This is a genomic window from Paraflavitalea sp. CAU 1676 (genome assembly GCF_029223285.1).
Lineage (GTDB): Bacteria > Bacteroidota > Bacteroidia > Chitinophagales > Chitinophagaceae > Paraflavitalea.
Genome location: NZ_JARHUJ010000010.1, coordinates 211745 through 232067, shown reverse-complemented (window position 1 = coordinate 232067; position 20323 = coordinate 211745). Strand labels below are relative to the sequence as shown.

Annotated in this window: 19 protein-coding genes and 1 tRNA gene; 9 read left to right on the top strand and 11 right to left on the bottom strand. The window is 49.9% G+C overall.

The annotated features are described in order from the left end of the window. Positions 1–9: 9 nt before the first annotated feature. On the bottom strand, positions 10–1194 hold the full coding sequence (locus P2H89_RS30070; RefSeq protein ID WP_275834192.1) for a PepSY-associated TM helix domain-containing protein: 1185 nt from the start codon (positions 1192–1194) through the stop codon (positions 10–12). 372 nt (positions 1195–1566) lie between these two features. Then, positions 1567–2223 carry a DUF4279 domain-containing protein gene (locus P2H89_RS30065; RefSeq protein WP_275834190.1) on the bottom strand — a complete coding sequence of 219 codons (657 nt, stop codon included), beginning with the start codon at positions 2221–2223 and terminating at the stop codon, positions 1567–1569. Positions 2224–2345: 122 nt separating this feature from the next. On the opposite strand from P2H89_RS30065, the gene P2H89_RS30060 reads away from it, so the two are divergent. The 4 genes from P2H89_RS30060 (at position 2346) to P2H89_RS30045 (ending at position 5754) form a co-directional block, all read left to right on the top strand. Further along, positions 2346–3728 carry a hypothetical protein gene (locus tag P2H89_RS30060; protein WP_275834188.1) on the top strand — a complete coding sequence of 461 codons (1383 nt, stop codon included), beginning with the start codon at positions 2346–2348 and terminating at the stop codon, positions 3726–3728. Further along, positions 3728–3803: transfer RNA gene (locus P2H89_RS30055), tRNA-Thr, on the top strand. Before P2H89_RS30060 ends, P2H89_RS30055 begins: the two co-directional genes overlap by 1 nt. Positions 3804–3912: 109 nt before the next feature. Beyond that, entirely contained in the window at positions 3913–4992 is a 1080-nt protein-coding gene (locus P2H89_RS30050) for a hypothetical protein (protein ID WP_275834186.1), read from the top strand. A 57-nt stretch (positions 4993–5049) separates the two neighbouring features. Beyond that, the gene (locus P2H89_RS30045; protein WP_275834184.1) at positions 5050–5754 is read left to right on the top strand and encodes a hypothetical protein; all 705 of its coding nucleotides are present in this window, start codon (positions 5050–5052) and stop codon (positions 5752–5754) included. 87 nt (positions 5755–5841) lie between these two features. On the opposite strand, the gene P2H89_RS30040 is transcribed toward P2H89_RS30045, so the two are convergent. Then, the gene (locus tag P2H89_RS30040; protein WP_275834182.1) at positions 5842–8301 is read right to left on the bottom strand and encodes a discoidin domain-containing protein; all 2460 of its coding nucleotides are present in this window, start codon (positions 8299–8301) and stop codon (positions 5842–5844) included. 247 nt (positions 8302–8548) lie between these two features. Here P2H89_RS30040 and P2H89_RS30035 point away from each other — a divergent pair, with 247 nt between their 5' ends. Together P2H89_RS30035 and P2H89_RS30030 are read left to right on the top strand one after the other, a co-directional pair. After that, positions 8549–9067 (top strand): hypothetical protein, encoded by a 519-nt coding sequence (locus P2H89_RS30035; RefSeq protein WP_275834181.1) that lies wholly within the window; start codon positions 8549–8551, stop codon positions 9065–9067. Between the two features lie 29 nt (positions 9068–9096). Continuing rightward, positions 9097–10134: a proline iminopeptidase-family hydrolase gene (locus P2H89_RS30030; RefSeq protein WP_275834179.1), complete on the top strand. Its 1038-nt coding sequence runs from the start codon at positions 9097–9099 to the stop codon at positions 10132–10134. A gap of 38 nt (positions 10135–10172) precedes the next feature. On the opposite strand, the gene P2H89_RS30025 is transcribed toward P2H89_RS30030, so the two are convergent. Then, the gene (locus tag P2H89_RS30025; protein WP_275834177.1) at positions 10173–11138 is read right to left on the bottom strand and encodes a helix-turn-helix domain-containing protein; all 966 of its coding nucleotides are present in this window, start codon (positions 11136–11138) and stop codon (positions 10173–10175) included. 125 nt (positions 11139–11263) lie between these two features. On the opposite strand from P2H89_RS30025, the gene P2H89_RS30020 reads away from it, so the two are divergent. Genes P2H89_RS30020 through P2H89_RS30010 form a run of 3 tightly spaced genes read left to right on the top strand, consistent with a single transcriptional unit; the run spans position 11264 to position 12992 of the window. Then, positions 11264–11689 carry a VOC family protein gene (locus P2H89_RS30020; RefSeq protein WP_275834175.1) on the top strand — a complete coding sequence of 142 codons (426 nt, stop codon included), beginning with the start codon at positions 11264–11266 and terminating at the stop codon, positions 11687–11689. A gap of 22 nt (positions 11690–11711) precedes the next feature. Next, on the top strand, positions 11712–12410 hold the full coding sequence (locus P2H89_RS30015) for a DUF998 domain-containing protein (RefSeq protein WP_275834173.1): 699 nt from the start codon (positions 11712–11714) through the stop codon (positions 12408–12410). 30 nt (positions 12411–12440) lie between these two features. Next, positions 12441–12992 carry an SRPBCC family protein gene (locus P2H89_RS30010; protein WP_275834171.1) on the top strand — a complete coding sequence of 184 codons (552 nt, stop codon included), beginning with the start codon at positions 12441–12443 and terminating at the stop codon, positions 12990–12992. Positions 12993–13077: 85 nt separating this feature from the next. Here the strand turns inward: P2H89_RS30010 and P2H89_RS30005 are convergent, their stop codons facing one another. The 7 genes from P2H89_RS30005 to P2H89_RS29975 form a co-directional block, all read right to left on the bottom strand. Further along, complete coding sequence (locus P2H89_RS30005) at positions 13078–13500, bottom strand: thioesterase family protein (RefSeq protein ID WP_275834169.1); 423 nt, start codon at positions 13498–13500, stop codon at positions 13078–13080. A 63-nt stretch (positions 13501–13563) separates the two neighbouring features. Continuing rightward, a complete protein-coding gene (locus P2H89_RS30000; protein ID WP_275834167.1) occupies positions 13564–15261 on the bottom strand; it encodes a family 2A encapsulin nanocompartment cargo protein cysteine desulfurase in 1698 nt (565 codons plus the stop codon). Further along, complete coding sequence (locus tag P2H89_RS29995; protein ID WP_275834165.1) at positions 15245–16171, bottom strand: family 2A encapsulin nanocompartment shell protein; 927 nt, start codon at positions 16169–16171, stop codon at positions 15245–15247. The genes P2H89_RS30000 and P2H89_RS29995 overlap by 17 nt, the downstream gene beginning before the upstream one ends. A 369-nt stretch (positions 16172–16540) precedes the next feature. Beyond that, positions 16541–17383: a hypothetical protein gene (locus P2H89_RS29990; RefSeq protein WP_275834163.1), complete on the bottom strand. Its 843-nt coding sequence runs from the start codon at positions 17381–17383 to the stop codon at positions 16541–16543. Between the two features lie 211 nt (positions 17384–17594). After that, positions 17595–18155, bottom strand: coding sequence for an FUSC family protein (locus P2H89_RS29985; protein WP_275834161.1), 561 nt, complete (start codon positions 18153–18155; stop codon positions 17595–17597). 5 nt (positions 18156–18160) lie between these two features. Continuing rightward, positions 18161–19165: a hypothetical protein gene (locus tag P2H89_RS29980; protein ID WP_275834159.1), complete on the bottom strand. Its 1005-nt coding sequence runs from the start codon at positions 19163–19165 to the stop codon at positions 18161–18163. A gap of 145 nt (positions 19166–19310) precedes the next feature. Continuing rightward, complete coding sequence (locus P2H89_RS29975; protein WP_275834157.1) at positions 19311–20270, bottom strand: T9SS type A sorting domain-containing protein; 960 nt, start codon at positions 20268–20270, stop codon at positions 19311–19313. Between the last annotated feature and the right edge of the window lie 53 nt (positions 20271–20323).

Genomic DNA, 20323 nt, shown 5'->3' with positions numbered 1-20323 from the left:
GTTCTATTCCTAAGCCAGTTCCACTTCGCGCACCTGCTGTATGGCTGGCGATTTGCGGGCAGCAGGCTTGCTTTGTTTTTTCTTTTTACCCCACCAGATGTAAAAGCCGGTTACAGGAAGGGAAGCGGTCACCAATGCAGCAAAGAATACAATGAGCCGCAGGGGTAATCCACCGATCATGCCGGTATGAATATCGAAGGTCATGCGGTTGGCCTTTTCACCGCCATTGGCCTCTTCGTATTTGCCACGGGCGGCACCCGGCAGCTCGGCCGCGGTGTATTGGTTGAAGGCGAAATAGTCGCCGTTGAAGGAACGTTTTTCTTCAGGAAACATACGCACGGTGATCACACCCTTGTCGTTCGCGGGCAGCAGGTATTGCATGCGTGCGGGATTAGGATAGCGGGCGTTCATTTGAGCGGCTACCTTATCCAGGGGATTATCAGCCAATGCGACTGCCGGTTTTATAGATTTCGCTTTATCGGCGGCGGGGAATGTTTTGCCACCGCTGAACATCCAGTATTCTGTATTTCGGACCGACTCGAAGGCCCAAACGAGGCCAGTGAGCACCACAAACAACATGATCCAGGAAGCGTAAAATCCTAGCACGTTGTGGAGATCGTAGTTGAGGCGTTTGGGTGAAGCATCCCATTTTACAGAGAGACTTTGCTTGCGCGCTGCCTTGCTCCATTTACGCGGCCACCACATGACGATGCCGGTAACGATGATGAGTCCGAAGATCAACGTGCTGAAGGCAACGATGTTTTTACCGATGGGATCGGGCAGCCACAAGTGCATGTGACCGTTCAACACCTGGCGGAAGAAATCGCGGTCCATGTCTTTTACCTTGATCACCTCGCCGCTATAGGGGTTCATGTAAACGATGTAGTAGTAGCCGGCCTTTTTGTTGTTGAAGCTCACCCCTACCGAATGGTCGCGGCCAGCAAAGGAGATACGGCTTATGGTTTTGCCCGGCAGCTCGGCCTCTGCTTTTTCTTTGAGGACAGATAAGGCTACGAAAGGCTTTTCCTGGGCCTTAACATGCAGGTGCGAATAAAATGCTTCAGACAGTTCGGGCTGCCACGCATAGATGGCGCCGGTAAGCGCGATGATGATGATGACCAGGCCCGAGGCCAAACCCATCCACAGGTGAAGTACGCCCGCCGGTTTTTTGAAAGTGAATTTTTTAGCAGGCACCGGCAACAGTTTGGATAGGGAAAGAAATAGGGTGTGAAGTTGCGCTGTGAACGCTTGAAAGAACCCGTTTTGAACCAACCATGCTTGCCTGACGAACCATAACCATTACTTTGAGGCTGCAAAATTGTTCCGCAAAGCGGAAAAGTGGCTACGAAATCGGGAATTTCTGCTTACGAGATGCGGATAAATTTGGTGGGCCGACGGCACGAAACAGAACTCAACTAATTCATAATTAACCCAATAGGCTAAAATCTTATTATTTTACCATAAGATAGGGTTCCGGGCATTCAGGTGGGCGAAACAGGAATATTTCCCAATTAGCAGACCGACAACCCAGCTAAGGGATTCTCCCCAATATGACAGACTGCCGGCTCATTCCTCCCGGAATGGCTCTCCCCACACATACAGATCGAAGGAGATGGACAGTCCAAGGGCTGCCATTTTTTGGATCGCTTCGGCAGACAGGAAGGGCCCTCCCAGCATACCATTACCGAAATGAAAATCCGTCGCCACCTGGATGTAGCCTTTGGCCTGGCGCACCAGGTGGCGGATACCTTCTGCGTCCTCCAACAGATAGTCCAATAACTTTTTCAGCTTGTCTTCGAACGCATCCGGTTCCGGATTGCTCAAAATTTCAATATTGCTGTATTTATGAGCTGATCTTCCGTTCCATTTCAGGTCTCCCTTACTCCACCAATTCGTTACCATCAGACGGGTCATAGCTTTCAAATCATCGGCCGACATTGTTTCTGAAGTTGCGCGGAAATACACCCTTTGCCAGGCCTCGGTATCCATGCCCGTGATCTCCCCTTTTTCAGCATTGATATAAAAAGTAAAGTAGAATTGTTGTTCCAGCACCGGAAGGTACACGACAATACGGCCCTCCCGCTCCCTATCGATACGATCGACTTTTGGCTTTCCTTCAACCAATACGGGGGAATGAATAGCCAGAAACTGTTCAGTAGCACCCATTGTTTGTTCCAGCAGTTCCCTTTCAACAAGGGAAATGACCTGTTCGTCTGTCAGCATATTAAAACTTATTGTAAGATCGCGCAGCATTATACGTTATAACCACAACGAATCTTCCATGAATATACGATTGCATCCGATTATTTCGTTTCTTTATCGCACAGCATCAGGTACTCTAACGGATGAGCAGCATTGAACAATTACATGTAACGCTTAATGAACGGCGACGTCCTGAAGACGTAGCAGAAATGATCATTTCCCTGCTGGATAAAGACCTTAATCAACAGGAGCGCAGTATACTGATGAAAGCTGCCAAAGGGTCCCTTGCCCGAAAAATGTTCTCGTACACATCCATGTTGCAGACTTTTGCAGCAGCTGTCGGTGCCGGCAAGCAGGTCGAAACAGCAATAAGGCTGTTCAAGTTGAATCAACCAGCAGCAATCGACTACAACGATGCGACAAACATCGAAAGGTTCATAAAGTTTGTATCGCCAATTATACATAAGCAGGTTGGGGAAAATGACTTTAAAGCCGACCGGTTGAACAAAGAACAACGCAAAACGATTGGGTTGGATGTATCCAAACGGAACTACAACAAAAAATGGAGGTTACTGAAGCGGCTTGAGCGTAAATTGACCAACTTCATCCAGGAAAACAGGAAGATCGAGTTCCAGAAGATATCAAAACACGGGCTCGCGCATACCATTAACCTGGGTGAATTTTTACAGGATGTTAATTCAGCCTGCTTTATCGCTTACTACACTGCCCGTTGTAATGTCAGAAGTATTTTCACCAATGAAAAGCAGGAACGCCCCTTCGACGAGATCTGCGATATGCTGCTGAAAAGATGCAGTAGCCAACACCATCGTTCGGACTTGCTTGCAACCAGTTCTAAGGAATCCTCTCCGATGCCGGCTAATTGGTGGGCAATTGCCCATTGCTATGTGAGCGAGCAGGTGCTCAATCACCTGGACGATGAGCAAAAAGGTATTCTTCTGGGAAAGTGGACTTCCATTTTGCAGGATATTGCGGCGCTTTTGGAAGAATTGTGGCAAGGCAACGATATTAATCACCGCACTATGATCGTTAAAAGAGGCAATGATTCCACTACCTGGAACAATACGGCCGGAGCCTGGAACAAAGCACGGGACAATTGGATGAATCTTATATATTCGATGGGCCTCGAATCCATACTGGAAGATATTTGTTTTGGTAAAGTACTTCGCCTGATGGCAGCCGATGTGGCTGCCTGGCATCGGGCCAGTGGAAAAGACCTCGATCCCAATACCGACGTTTGGGCAAAGCTACCATTGCCCTGGCAGGTTTTCCAGGACACAGCCATCTGCAACAAGGCATTGGTTGAAAAATCCTGTGAGGAAGCGGGTGTTGATCCAATAAAATCCGGCTGGATCACGCCAAGGATCCATGGTATTGTTGCCTTTAAGCCTACCCCCGAGCTGGTTCATGGGGTAGCAATCAGTAGTCCCTATCTTGCAACCGTATTGAAAAAACATAAATACTATTCAGGAAAGAAGGGAAAACCCTTTACTCCCGGAAACAATTAGATAGGTTAGTTCAGTGGTAGAACGTCCGGCTCGTTTACCGGATGGACGCAGGTTCGAGCCCTGCACCTATCGCCAACCACGGTCGAGTCACTTGCAGTGTCCCTGCAATATCCATCTATCCGAGCGCGTTATAGGAGTATTCGTCCATCGAACGACGATAGCACCTAACCAACCCGTACCCTACATGACAAAACTGATCCCCTGCCTCCTGATAGGCGCACTGTGCCTGCCGGGCACTGTCTCCGCACAATACAAGAGATCCACAGTGACTCCTCCATCACCCTTCGCTTCATCGGACAGGACCATTCATTACGAACCTCAACGCAACGAACCCGCCAATTCCGGTATTTTCGGTATCGTCGTGAGTCCGGCTTATCTCGACGTGCATGGTCTGAACCTCAATATTGGTGGCGCCGCCGAATTTTTCTATACCTGGCGCAGCCTCCTGCGCATCAGCGGTGGCTACTATTTTGCCTATGCCGATAATATTGGCGGCGAAAATCACAAAGGCGAGCCCAATGAAGATTGGGTTAGTTATGGAACAGCCGTAAACGTGAAACCCAGCAGCAGCTTTCATCTCCTCTTCTCGCCCACCATCAGTTCCTGGGAAAAAACAGACGACTACCATATCACCCTTGGCAAGGCAGACCGTAATTCCATTGCCGTAAGCCGTGTGAGCGGCACTGTATTGAAAGCAGTTACCGGCCGGTTGGGATATGTTGTAGACAAGAGAATGATTGAGACCAAAAACGGAATTGCGTTTGAAACGAATACCCCCGCCTTCAATTACAACTACCAGGGTGAAGTGTATACGTTGCGGCCCGAAAACCTTGACAAAGGAAATACTATGATGCAATCCAATATCGCCGTGATAGGAGTTGCCCTCACCACCTTCCGGGATATGAAGATCACGCTCGACGACGACAGGTATACGGGACGGCGTCAGGAAAAATCACAGACTGATGTGTTCTTTGATCTGCTCTATGCCCATCAGCTGCAGTTTCAGGATATGATCTATTATCATTCGCTGGAATACCCCACGCAGAAGCAGGCAAAGGGACACCTTCCGCAACGGCTCGACCTGTCGGCCACGCCGGTCAACAAGTTAGGAGCCCGTGTAGGTTATCAGTTTACAGGTATGTACAAAAGGAATTTCGGCGCCAAATGCCTGATTGAACTGGGCTTGCGACCCGGTCCCAGTAACGCCGAAGGTAATCTGTACCTGCAAATAACATATGGGATCGTTTTTGGAGCCAAACCGTAAGCGGCTACCGCAGCATCCGTCAACTCACCTAAACTTGTCCCTCACAAACACTTTCACATGCCGACCTTGCAACAACTTATACCCATCACGATAATAGCTGTTTTACTCGCCGCTTGTTCTTCGAAAGACTTTGAACATTGCGACGGCACTAAACAAGCCCAGGCCTCCGTAAGTAAAAATGCCAATGGAAGCATATCGCTCACTGCCAATGGCATCGATAATGTTCATTTATACAGCTGGCGGGGCCCAAATAAGTTTTACTCCAACGAACAGAACCCGCAGATCAGCAATCCATCTGCCGCCAACGCCGGCAAGTACACCGTAGATATTATTACCAAAGATGGATGCCTGTATACTGCTCAAACCGACTCGATTGGCGTAACGCCGGTAACACCAAGCTGTAACCTGCGCAATAATTACATGCAGCTTTCTCCCACATACGGTGTTTCTTTCTTTTATGCAAACGGCTCTAACGAGACTTCTTATTACGAAGTAGAAGCAACAGGAAGTAACTATGACCTGGTATTTAATTTTTATGGAGGTTACCCCGGTTCAGGCCTCTACTCCATCGTACCCTGGAATGGTGATAAGAAAAAAGGCAATGTCACTGTCATCATCGATAATAACGGCGCCTTCTGGTATGCATCTGGCGGCACTATCCTGGTGAGCGGGCCAACTTACGATCCAACCGTTACTTTTTGCGACGTGGAGTTTACGCGCTATACCGACAAATTACAGGTTAGTGCAAAAATAACCTTCTAATTACGGCACGGCAATATCGGCCGTCCCGCTATCATTTACATCCGCAGCGCCTCTATAAGCAATGTTTCTCAGGCAGCGCCTCAACGTCTATCGTCGCATCACAATCAGGTTCGCATTGGCCGGCGTACCAAACAACTCGAACTCGCCCAACTGCAGGATCGTTCCGCTGTTGTTGGTCAGGTTGAAGCGATAATATGTGTAGGCCGTGGTATTGCTGATCGTAAACGTTCTTGTTTGAAACCGATTCGGAAAATCCTGGTTCGTGCGCGTGTCGATCGTCGTCCAGCCTGTGCCATTGTTGGAGCCTTGCAAGGTCCAGTTGAGCGGATCACGCTCGGGCGCATCATTGGCCGAGGTAATGGAATAGCCATTTACAACATATGAACTATTGGCTTGAAATTGTACCCAGCCGCTGGCATTGAACGTGAGGTATTTTGCCCTTGTATTATTATCAATTAACTTGCCGTATTCCTCGCCAGTGGGTGATCCCGTTTGATACTGTGCAGTGAGCGTGCCCCCCAGGTCCGTAATATCCTGCCCCTTCGGTCCCGGATCAACCGGCAAACCATTGGCCTGCCGCAGCAACTGGAACAAATGATCGGGGCGCACCACCACATAGTTGGTATTGAGCGATGCGGCCACATTCTTAAAACTTGTCGGTGTTACGTTCGTCCAGGGTTGCGCCTGGATGATGACGAACCGTGGCGACGTACCATTCCATCCAGCAGCAGCCGTCGCGATATGATCCTTCATCGCCTGTTCGCCGGTGCAATAATTGCACGACAAGGCCTGCCCCGGCAGCGATGAGCTGTAGATCGTTAATCCCCCACCTGTATTTTGCGCGGTAAGCCCCAGCATGGAGGGTGCATTGGCGGCAAAGCTTTGTCCCACATTCTGGTTGATGCCGACTGTGATCGTATTCCAGATCGTGAGTACCCGCAATCCGGCTTTCCGGTTATAGGTTTCTGATTTAGACACAAACTGATCGAGTATACTTTGATTGGGAAAATTATTCGGGTACACATATCCATAGCCCGATGGCCCCGAGATCAGGTTATCATTTACAGTCGCCGTTTGCCAGTAGTAATTGAGCGCCGACGGCATGGCATCCACCATCGCGGGCGACAAGGTCCATCCCATTGGCACGGTACCACGATCGGCATTGTTCCATAGCTTGCGCATCAGGTGCTCCACATATTGCAGGTTGTCGCCATCGCTTAAGACAAAGGCCACATAGATCTTATTCTGCAAGGTTGGTTTAGAAGGCGCCGGTGTAATATTGATCGTACGCGATGTTCCGCTGTGCATGGTGAGGTTGCTGCACCAGTCGCTCGCAATGGTGCTGATGCCATAGGTAGAACCTCTTTGTACGCCGGGCGCTTCTTCGGGCCACCATCCCATATAATTGGCGCCAACCGGCATGGACGACAGGAAGCTATTAAGTAGGGTACTTTCGGCGGCGACATTGGGATCGAGCCAGATCGTAGCAGCGCCTAGCGCGGTAGCATATTCACGCAGCGCCGCTTTGTGTACATCGGGGTTTAACCCGATCAGCAAGCGGTGATCGATCGTGGGCCAATAAGTATTGTACAATGCCTGGTATACCTGCAGTTTGCTGGTATACTGGCCACGCAGGTCGAGAACCACCGGTAGATTATACGGAGCAGCTGTTAATCGTGATAACAATCCCGGTGAAGCGACCAATGCTTTCCGGTCTTTGGTCAGGGTGGTAGCCAGGTTGATCGTAGCCGTTTGCGCGGGATCATACACGATCACCCCCAACAGTTCGCTACGGTATTTAGTAATGAGGCTCCATTTATCGGCCGGTTCATTCCAGCTCATGCCGAGCGATTGCAGCCAGGTGTATTGTCCTTCTGCAAAGGCATCACCTTCGTAACTGAAGATTCGTGGCTGTACCCTATTCACAATCCCTTTCAAGGAGGCAAACAGGTACATCTCCGCCGACGAGGCATTTTGCTGTACCCCCACCCAATCGACCTTGGTATAGGCAGCGCCGCGCCAATAGATCCGTAACTCCAGCGACTGGTTATCGCCTGACAGCGTAAAAGGCAAGGTGAAATTGACGTAACTGCCCGCCGCCGTGAACTGCTGGCGGGTGATCGTTTGCGCAGCCAGGATAGCGCCCGATGTGGCATTCCGCACATCGATATCGACGATGGGGTCGTTGTTGGCCGTATTGTTGTCGGTCTTTATCCTGAACTCCGCCACATTGGGCCCAGCAGGGATATTGGTCACGTATGGCCCAAATACCATATGCTGGTTGGCCGCATCGATACCGGTTTGGCAAAGCCAGCCATCCGTTTCGAGCCGGCCTGTATTGTGACTGATGGAACCGCCTTCCGCTTCCCAGCGCGAAGAAGATTCACGAAGTAATATAAGATCCTGTGTGGAGGCAGGCGTGGGAAACGAAGGCAACAATTGACCCGATGGCCAGTTTACCTGTGCGATAGCGGGAACAAAAAAGAATAACAACGGCAAGATCGTACCTGCCGCCAGTATGCGTGACAAGGCAATCGATTTCGACATAGGTATAAGTTTCCGGTGAATGTAAATCATTACCCACCGGTGCTGGCCCCATATCGTCTCATTATATTGCCAATAAGTTACATTCGTTGCCTAAACGCCTGTCCACAACTCCCGGTCGCATTAGCCGCACTGGTCTGCGAACAGGCAAGGCATCAAAATGATCTCGCGGACAGACCGGCGCCGTGGTAACAAAAACTTAATACACGTGTATCCTTTGCAGTAACCGAAAAAAAGGCAAATTTTGTGCATGATGATACTGGCTACCAGCCCCAAAAGCCGTTTTCCATGGATCCCATCCGGAATTTTCCTATTACTCCTCGGACTACTGATCTCCGATCCACACAATGCCTGTTATATAGCTTTTCTTTTCCTCTCTGTGTACCTTGTAGTGTTTGCTTTGAGTGACTACGTTGGGCACACTGAAGCGAGTTTCGATGATCATTGTCTTTATCTACGATCAACCATGGCAGGAGATGCAACGATCCGTTTTAGGGACATTAAGCTCATTACTTTCATCAAGCAGCCTCAGACAGAGGAAGAATGGGACAGAAATGAAATACCAGCAACGGAATTCACTATTTATTACCTGGATAACTTCGGAGCCTACCAAATGCGTTATTTTACCATACCCGTTCGAAACGAAATCTTATGGGCCAGGGCCATTACGCTGATCAAAGCCCAAAATACGGGAGTAGTACTGCACAATGAAGACAAACCCGAAGAACCTTCATTCGTTCCTTCTACTCTTAACCAGCAACTTGCTTAAATTCCGTATCTTTCTTTAAACTACTGCTCATGCGCAATATCTTCCCGGGTCTGCTCACGGCCATGACCCTGCTAATTTTTGCCTGTCAGCAACCTAACAGCCAGCTAGCAACGGCCACATCCAGCGACTTCAATACCGGAGATACCGGCGTACGGTATGCAGGCATAAAAATGATCCCCGTACAAACGCCAATTGGCACGTTCAAGGTGTGGACCAAAAGATTCGGTAACAATCCCTCCATCAAAGTTCTCCTGTTACACGGCGGCCCCGCTATGACACACGAATACATGGAATGCTTTGAAAGCTATTTCCCCGGGCAGGGCATCGAATTCTATGAATATGACCAGTTGGGCTCCTACTATTCCGATCAGCCCACCGATAGCAGCTTATGGACCATCGACCATTTTGTAGACGAAGTGGAGCAAGTGAGGAAAGCGCTATCGCTCGACAAAAGCAATTTCTTTCTATTGGGGAATTCCTGGGGCGGTATGCTGGCCCTGGAGTATGCCTTCAAATACCAGGATAACCTGAAAGGATTACTGATTTGTAACATGATGGCTAGCTGTCCGGAATACGGCAATTACGCCGAGAATGTACTGGCCCAACAAATGGACCCCAAAGTGCTCGACACCATCCGTCAACTGGAAGCCCGCAAAGCCTTCCAGGACCCTAAATACATGGAACTGCTGATGGCCAATTACTATAACCAGCACATTTGCCGCCTGCCCGAACTACCGGAACCTGTGATGCGTAGTTTCAAACACCTCAATAACTCCATCTATACGCTGATGCAGGGCCCTTCCGAATTTGGCATTGGTGGCCGCCTGGCCAATTGGGATCGCCGGGCCGATCTGCCAAAGATCAAAGTACCCACCCTCACGGTGGGCGCCAAACACGATACCATGGATCCTGAACACATGAAATGGATGAGTACGCAAGTGCAGAACGGCACTTACCTGTTTTGTCCCAATGGAAGCCATTTGAGTATGTGGGATGATCAGAGAGTATTTATGAACGGGGTAATCGATTTTATTAAAAAAGTAGATGCAGCGAGCGTGAAGAAATAAACGAAGGCTATTACAGCGGTGTACGGGATCCGGCCTGATTACCGCGCATAGCGGTTCTTGTATTCCACCGGCGTGGTGCCCGTAACCCGTTTAAAGATGTCGCGGAAAGTTTGAGCATCTGAGTAACCCACTTCGAGGATGATCTCGTCGATCGATTTACGTCCGGTTTCCAGCTCCTTCTTGCTGGCTTCGATCCGTACTTTCTGCAGGTATTCGATGACCGAACAATGCGTTCCCTTCTTGAACCTGCGTTCAAAGGTGCGTCGCGTGAGGTGTAGCTTGTCTGCCAGTTCATCCACCGTGATCTTTTGCGGATAGTTGGCTTCAATAAACTCCTGCGCCTGCAGGATTAGCGTATCCTCATGATCCTTCAACCCATTGAAGATGATAAAGGGCGTCTGGTTTACTTTATCGAGGTTCACCACAAAATACTTTGCCACCTGGATCGACAGTTCCCGGCTCACAAACCGTTCTACCAAAAACAGCAACAGATTCCAGTAAGCATTGCTGCCACCACTTGAATACAGTCCATTGTGCTCCACGATGATCTTTTCATCGATCAATTCCACGTTTGGATAGAAATAGCGGAACTCATTGGCATACTGCCAATGCGTAGTGCACTTCTTATTGCGCAACAATCCCGAAAAACCCAGCATGAAAGCACCCGTGCAAAGCGCAGCGATCTCCGCATTCTTCTTGTACTGCTTCACGATCCAGTCTACATAAAACCGGTTATTGTGTGTTGCGCTCATCATATCTCCCTCGAGCGCCGGGATGATGATCAGTTCGGTCTTTTTCAGCGCATCGGTCATCACCTCGGGATGAATGCTGTAAAGCCCGTCCGACAAACTCGTGTCGCCCTGCATGCCTACGATCTGCACGTCAAATGCCTTAGGCTGGTGGTTTAATGCCAGCAGCTCATTTACCTTCAGCAATACGCTTCTGGCATCCACGATCGATGCGAAATTGGAATCCCGGAGCGCCAGTATGGAAACGTGCTTCATGCTGATTATTTGTACAAAACTAAGGGTATTCCTTGTCGCAATTGGCATAGGCAGAATGTCGTATTTACCTATGGACACATGGGGGAATGTCACCTACTTTTGTTGTGCAATCAAAAAACACAGCCATGAAAAATGTCGATCTCTATTTGCACTTCAACGGGAATGCCGAAAAGGCCATGAATTTTTACAAGAAAGTATTCGGGGGTGAGTTCACCATGGTACAGCGATACGGCGATGTGCCCGGCAGCGAAAAAATGGTGGCAGAAGACAAACAGAAGCTCATCCATATAGCCCTGCCACTTTCCCCCAACCTCCAGCTGATGGCATCGGATATCGTTACCAAAATGGAAAGCAATATCACCTTCGGCAACAACTACCATATCTGCCTGCAGGCGGGCAGCGAGAAGGAGGCCGACAAACTCTTCAACGCGCTGTCAGATGACGGCCGAATCGAGATGCCGATGGCAAAAACCTTCTGGGGCGCCTATTTCGGTATGTGCCTCGACCAGTTTGGCGTACAGTGGATGATCAACTTCACGTACCCGCAATAAACTTCACCAAACACTTATAGCCATGACAACAGCAAACAAGTACCTCACCGCATCGCCGGTGAGGACAGGAACTTCTATTGCCCAGACGGCCGCCCGAATGGCCGCTACCGCCGCCAGCCTGGCGCTTATTCTCGTAGCCCTGCTACACTTCATCAAAAGCGATCTTTCGCCTGCCGGCCATATGCTGAGCGAATATGCCCGGCCGCCGCACGGGTGGATCATGCAATGCGCCTTCCTTGCCTGGTCATTAAGCTGCTTATCCCTGAGCTGGTCCATCCGCTCGCAGGTTACAACTACCGCAGGGAGCGTAGGTCTGGGCCTGTTGTATGTTACCGGCATCGCCCTGCTCCTTGGCGGCTTGTGTGTAATAGATGACCCCTTCGCCCCACCGGCCGAACCTACTTTGCAGGGTAGCCTGCACGGTCTTGCCGCCATGATCGGCTTACCCGGACAGGCCATCGCCGCGCTGCTCATCAGTTATAGCTTAAAAAAGAACCAGCAATGGCGAACGGCCGGGACACCATTGGTTCGCTTTGCACATGCCATCTGGATCAGCCTGCTGCTGATGTTTGCCGCCACCTTCGCCATGTTTGCGCAATCGGGCGGGCAGTTCATCGAAACCAGTTATCTCGGTTGGACCAACCGCCTGCTGCTGCTTACCAACTGCGCCTGGCTGATCGCCGTTGCCAGGAATGCCATTGCCATTGGCAGCAACCGCTAAACTATTATTCACGCTTTAAAATATTGAATCATGAACATTCTACTCACCCTGCTCGCCATCATCGGCGGCCTTGTATGCATCCTATTTCTCGCAGCACTATTTACCAGGAAAGCCTACCGTATAGAACGCACCGTTACCATCGGCAGGCCCGTACAGGAAGTGTTCAACTATATCCGCCATCTGAAAAACCAGGAACAATACAGCAAATGGGTCATGATGGACCCGCACATGAAAAAGGAATTCCGCGGTAATGATGGAACTACCGGCTTTGTGTATGGCTGGGATGGCAACAACAAAGCCGGTGCCGGCGAACAGGAGATCACCGGCATAGTAGATGGTAAACAATTGAATACAGAAGTAAGATTCAGGCGCCCCTTTAAAGGCATTGCCCATAGTTTGATGACAACAGGGGCAGCTGCCAATTCCATCAACAAAGCTGAGTCCACGACGGTGCAGTGGGTCTTCAGCAGTGAATTGAAGTATCCCGCGAATATCTTTCTTTTGCTCACCAATGTAGAAAAAACGTTAGGCCGGGATCTGGAGACCAGCCTGGCCAATCTCAAGCATCGGCTGGAGCAGTAGTTGCTAGCCTTATTTATACACTGCCTGCATGCATGCAGGGCCATAACTTCTCTGGAAAGCGCAACCGCTTTTTCACGGTAATTGGCTACAGTTCACCATCCCATTCGGGGGCGCCGGCCAGTTTCTCCAGCAGGTTTTCCGGGAGGTAGGGCCTGCCACCACTGGCCTTCACGCAGGTGCCCGAGAAGACAGCTTTGGTCACCACTTTATTGTTCAGCATGATGGTTTGGCGGAAATGCAGTACAGACTTATTGTTCTTATCCAACATGGGGCTGCAGGTAACGATAAACTGGTCGCCCTGTTTCAAAGACCGTACGAACTGGAGTGAATATTTCGATAGCGCCATGTTCACGCCATTTCGTGCCTCTTCTTCGAAATCGAAACCCAGCACCTCCTTGATGAAATCGTGCCGGCAATACTCCATGTAAAAGGGGTAATACAGCCCATCCATGATGTTTTGCACATCGATGTGCTCGTCTTTAACGGTGTAGCTTTTTGAATATTCCATAGAAGCGTGGTGTTAACGTAAGGGCGCAAATGTAGAAAGGGCGCCCCGGGCGGTAAAATTTAATTACCCACCACGCTTCATTCTCATTAAGGTGGCCACCAGCAGGTCCACATCAGCACAAGTATTGTAAAAAGCCAGCGAAGGACGTACGGTACTCTCCAGGCCAAACCGGCGCAAGATCGGCTGGGCGCAATGATGGCCTGTTCTCACGGCAATACCTTCCTGGTTCAAAGCCTGCCCTACCTGGTCGTTGGAATATCCCTGCAATGTAAACGACAGCACACTGGCTTTTTCTTTCGCCGTGCCGACCAGTCGCAAACCAGGCACCTGCTGCAGTAATCCGGTAGCATACTCCAACAGGAAATGTTCGTACAGTGCAATATTGTCGATACCAAGCCCGCTAACATAATCAAGCGCCGCCCCTAAACCCACTGCGTCCGCAATATTGCCGGTGCCAGCTTCAAATCGGCCGGGCGCATTATGATACAGGGTGCGCTCAAACGTGACATCCTTGATCATGTTTCCCCCTCCTTGCCATGGTTCTGTTTGGTTCAACAGCTCTTCCTTACCATACAAAACGCCAATACCCGTGGGCCCAAATACCTTATGGCCCGAAAAGACAAACCAGTCGGGGTTCAGCGCCAGTACATCGGTGCGCATGTGAGATACCGACTGAGCTCCATCGAGCAATACTTTGGCTCCTGCCTGGTGCGCCATATCGATGATGATCTTTGATGGCGTTATGGTGCCCAGCGCGTTCGATACCTGAGTAAAAGCGACCAGTTTGGTCTTGCTGTTCAATAGCTTTCCATATTCATCCAGCAATACCTGTCCGTCATCATCAACCGGCACTACCCGCAGCTTTACCCCTTTCTTAGCGACCAGCTGTTGCCAGGGCACTATATTGGCATGGTGTTCGAGATGGGTGATCACGATCTCGTCGCCCGGCTGCAGGTACTGATCACCCCAGCTCTTGGCCACCAGGTTGATTGCCTCAGTGGTACCACGAACAAACACGATCTCATTGGGCGAAGCGGCATGAATGAAGGTCTGCACTTTTTTCCGGGCATGTTCATAGGCATCGGTGGCGCGCGCCGCCAGTTCATGGGCTGCCCGGTGTATGTTGGAATTCTCGTGTTGGTAGAAATAGCTGATCCGTTCAATAACGTGCCGGGGCTTCTGCGTCGTGGCTGCGTTATCGAGCCATACCAGTGGTTTGCCATTTACCTTTTCGGAAAGGATCGGAAAATCCTTCTTGATAGCATTCGCATCGAATCCCCAGGCGCCGGCCGTAGCTGTTTTGTCTTCCAGGAAATAGTAGCCCGGTGCATGCGCCCAAATATTACCGGCATCTGCCGGCCATGCCGGCAATTGAGGCGCCAATGTAGTATTGGAAGGGATCAGGGACAATATTGCCTGCAGGTTGAACATATAGGCCGGGTCTGCCTCGTAAGGCAGGTATTCTTTCAACTTGTGTGCCGGTGAATACACGCTGTCACCCGGCATAGTCGCTACACCGGCTTCCTGCAGGTTCTTATCGGGAAAACCTGTTTGCGGGTTCTCGAAATTGATGTTGTTGCCATGAAGGATGCCGGAAGGCGATTGACCGCTACCGGCCACCGAGGCAGGAATGTGCTGCGGCGGCAGCACCGGCAAGCCAGGCACTCCCTCACTGGCTTCAGACTGACGAAATAGCTCATTGGCGAGCTGCTGGAGCGCAGCTTCGTCGGGCACATCTGACTGGTTAATATTTGTATTCATGGTAATGGCCGGTTTCAACATCATCCAATACAGCGATGGCATCATCTACCAGCACTGCCAGAGAACAATACAGTGATACTAAATAAGAAGCAATAGCCTTGTCGTTGATGCCCATAAAACGGACCGATAAGCCGGGCGACTGCTCACCCTGCAGGCCAGGTTGAAATAATCCCACTACCCCCTGGCGGCTTTCGCCGGTGCGCAGCAGAATGATCTTTGATTTACCCTTCTCTATGGGGAGCTTGTTCGATGGGATCAACGGGATACCCCGCCAGGTGATGAACGGTGAGCCGAACAACGATACGGTTGGTGGCGGCACCCCTCTGCGCGTACATTCCCGGCCAAAGGCAGCTATCGCCTGTGGGTGCAATAGAAAGAAGCCGGGCTCCTTCCACACCAAAGCAATGAGTGCGTCGAGGTCATCGGGGGTAGGCGCCCCGGTGCGGGTCTTGATACGCTGACTGGCTGCTACGCTGTGCAGCAGGCCGTATTCCTTGTTGTTGATCAGCTCACTTTCCTGCCGCTCCTTGATGGTTTCAATAGCGAGGCGCAATTGTTCGCTGATCTGGTTGTAAGGCTTGCTGTACAGGTCCGACACCCGGGTGTGGACATCGACGATCGTTTGCACAGCCGCCAGGTTGTACTCCCGGGGATTTTCGATGTAGTCGACAAAGGTTTGCGGCAATATGTGTTCGTCGCGTGCCGAGCAATCCACCACGATGGCGCCGGCATCCTTTACCTTATTCAACCGGTACACGCCGGATTCTACGCCCACCCAACTCAACAGGCGGGTAAGCCAACGCGGACTGATGGTTACCATTTGCGGAACGGTACGGGTAGCAATAGCCAACTGCCGCGCTGCCACATCACCCAACGCTGTTTGCTGATAGGTACTCTTCTGATCTGCCATAATGTATTTTTTAATAGTGTACAGTAATAACGGCAAAAGGACTTACCGCCAATTCATCCAAACGGGGCAGGATTAATAATTAGTAAAGGAAAAACTTGCATCGGGAATGGGCTCTGTTCAATACCTGTCAACCGGAAAGGAAAAACCAATGGAAAACGAATATCTGCAATGGTAAGCATTCATCGCATTGGTCGGGTTGCAGTTCCTATTTGCCGATACCACTTTGAAGTGCACAGAAATGGTACCGGTACTGTAAAAGAAGAATCGCTACTTAAATATAAGCTAAGGCGGGAAAACGACCAATTTATTTCTCCTGACTACGGGCCGTATATAATAGGGTTGTAACTGAGATCGGAGATGACTCACCAGCTATATCCGGGGCTGGGACATAACGTAGAAAGCAGGCACAGACAACAAGTAAGCAAGTCCGCTGAAAGCAAGTGCTTCAAAGGAGGCGGTCCACTCGTTGGCATTGCCATCCGGACCAATCGCTCTCGGTAGATGCAGTATTAAAAACCATCCGAGGATCACGGCAGCCACCGTCTTCCCTACCCTGTTCAGCTGCCAGCCGGCCAGGAAACAACCACCCGCAACGATCAAAAAAACGCCCGACGCATACACCCAAAAAACATCGCCGGGTATCCAGGCAGGGATCAATGCTTTTACAAAATCGACGAAGAGAAAATGCTGGATGCCGCTGGCCAGCAGAAAGAGGCCGAAGCAAAAGCGGCAAAGGACACCAAGGCGGAGAAAGAAAGCCGGGGCACCTGCAAGCGTTCGTGTGGCAACAGGCAAAGGTGCATCGACAGCAGGTTTAGCGCCAACAAGGGGCGCCGCTCCTTTATAAAAACTTGCCAATACGAGGAAAGCTCCCGACCCCAGGGTTAGTGCTTTGCCGGTACAGGTGAGCAAGGCACCGTAGTCGGCTTTTGCGATCGTTTGCACCAGGTTGGGCAAGGCAGCTGCGCCCAGCAGCCAGCTACCCACGCCTATCAGGCCGTATTGGTAAAACCGGCCAACCAATACCAGCAGGCCCGTCAATACCAGTAGAACGCCGACGATATACGCGACGACATCCTCACCCGAAATAAGGCTCGCCAGCACCGACGGCCTTCCGGCTACCAGCTTACCCAATGCAAACTGCTGAACACCGAAGACGATCAGCGATAATGCGAAAAAACAACGAGCGGTAAAAAGAAGTTTGGGAGACATATAGACGTTCCCTTCGTTTTAAAGACAGCTCTTTGAAGGTATCTAAATATCTCCCAAAAATCAGATTAAAACAAGAATCTCATGAACAACCGCTTCCTGGGCACTAAACAGGCTTTACTACTGACAAACAGCCTGTAGATTTATGCAATCCGGCAACCGATGTTTTGGATGGGTAAGTACGTAAAATAGTGCATTGACGCTGCGACCTCTGTCAGGGTTTCGTCGCGTCTGATGAAGGCTGAATAAGCCAGACCTTTGACATGGCCAAACTTACCAGTAAACCTACCAGGCAACCAAAAATCACTTCACCAATCTTATGCAGTCCGTAGCGGAGACCCATTTCTGCAGAAGCTCCGTGCCTGATACTCGCAGCAATGACTACGGCAGCTGTGATAGGCGCCTGCCGCCACATGGTTTTAATGCGTACGACATAAGAAGAGATAAGTACCGTGGTACCCAGCGCCAACGGGAGCAGCCAATCTTTGGCGCCGCCCAGCAGTAGAAAGAGCAGGCCTACGGCGCAACCAACAAGAACATTTATGATTCTCGCCCTAAACATCTTCCGCGCCTCAACTGGCTGCGGATCAGATGCAGCCACCATGGAGGCGATGGCCCAAATTGGATTGGTATCTTCCAAAAGCCGCAGGGTGGTCCAGGTGATCCAGGTGGCAATAGCTACATTGACAGCGAACCGCATGGCGAGTATATGGTCGAATGAAAGGCCGAGCCGTTTCATCAATGCCTCCGCCTTTTGTGATGATCGACGTGCCATACTCTTTATTCGTTGGATTTAGATGCGTTGCCGAGGAGTTTGTAAACAACACCTGTTTTCGTGGCATTCAAAGCTATCCAGTCTTTGGCCGAATATTGGAGTGCCAGGAAGAATGCTTCGGCACGTTTCATGGATTCACGATTGAGCTCCCTTCTGTCTTTGAACTTAATCTGGTAAGCAAATTCACCGATAAGCGGCCGGTGTTCTCCGCGCGTGCGCCAAATACCGACGTTCGCTTTCGCTGTAATGCCTTCACCAAAATCCAGCAGGCAAATATCCTGCAACACCTCTTCTATAATGGCGCCATTGACGAGGTTTATCTTTTCACCTTCCTCCTGTTTCAGCTTCTCCAATGTCGGAAACACCTGCGTTAACACATCAAATGAAAGGGCATCACTTTGGGTGACATTCTTGCGGGGGAACTGAACATTGTTCGAATACAGGATTCGCACGCCGCCGAGTTTCTCTTTTAACGGCAATACCTGGCATTTAAATTTAACCTGGTAATCTCCCTGTATCTGGGGCCGCACGTCGGTTTCAGCAGTTGTTTGAAGATCCGCATTTCTAAATTTAAACACAATTTCCGGATCGCCTTCCGGGAAGCCGTTTACGTAAGTTATACGACGTCGCAGGATGAAAGAGTTATTGTATAGCCTGAAATCGTCGGTGTCAATAAAAATAATCTCCCGGATCTTCGTTGGCTCATCAATATAATTGCTCACGTTAAAATCAACCCCATAAGTAGCGGCCGGTGCTTTTATCACGCGTGCAAAGTCGAACAAACTATCCCTTGAAATAAACCGGTTGGGTTTGAGAATGAGCTTAAACGCAAGGTAGTTGAAGTCGGGATATGGCAGACCATCCGAGTACACCCCTGGTTCTATATGTGGAATTTTACCTACCCACGAAGTATATTCCGGTTCTTGATTAGCCATTTGTTGAGGAGACGTAGATCCCAGCTTCTTGTCATTTTTCTTTGCCGGCTTTACCGGTGAGTGTGACTTTTGCATAGTAGTGTTTGTTTTATAAACACGGTACAGCAGTAAGCTAACAGAACTTTGAACACATATTAAGTTACGTTATAAATTCATGAGATGTAAGCATTTAACAGTTAAACAGCATCTCTGCAATACTAAGTTGCCGGCCCCCCACGAACTACTGCACAATTACTCGTTGGCTGATATTCCGGTCGCTCAAAACTTTCAGTATGTATACGCCCGGCTTAAGATCATTTACCTGCTGCGGCTTTGCGGCCGTAATCATAAATGACCTCACCAGTCTTCCACTTCCATCAAATACCTGTACAACATCCTCTTCGATACCTGAGAGGCTTATATTGAAATAATTGATGGCAGGTACCGGCCATGCTTTTAAGTGAATGCTTTTATTCGCTTCTCCTGTCACCCACCGGATAACAGAATAGGAAAACCGGCCATCGATATCCTGCTGTTTCAACCGGTAATAAGTTCGGCCAGTGAAATTATTGGCATCCGAAAGCACATACTCATTAGGAAAAATACTCGTACCGTTAGGGGCTTTCGTCCTTTCAAAAGCAACCACGGCAAAACCGGTATCCGAATCTATTTTCCGCTCAACAAAGAAGCCTTTGTTATCGATCTCCTGAACGGTTTTCCAGGTAAGCCGCACCTCTTTGCTGTTTATTCGGCTGGCAAAAAAATCCAATCCCATTACTGGTAAAGCGGTTAAAGCGAAGGGCTGCAAAATACCCTGTGTAAGCAAACTGTTCTGTTGCTGCAAACTGATGCTGGTAACTTCACCCACAGTAAATTCAAGCAGGAGGGCATTTTGGGAAAAGGTGCCGCCGCCATTATCCAGCCCGGCAAATCCGCTGCCTAATTGTACGTTGCCGACGGTAGGAATATTGGTGGTGGTGCCTGCAACGGGTTGTAAAAAGTCGGGCGTATACATGATGGCATTACTGTTTACAGCCTCCGCCACAAGGCCACCCACCGCATCTTCGAGTAAAATGCTGCCTGCACTATGGCTTCGCCCGGCACTATTAGTGGTTTGTATACTTAGTTGTTGCGCTGATGCTGCCGTGCAAACCAGCATCAATAGAACAACGGTGTTACATTTCGTTACTACCCTCATCATGTAATAGCTTATTTGTTTATTAGAATAAGTTATAGGTCCTGGCATCATTCAAA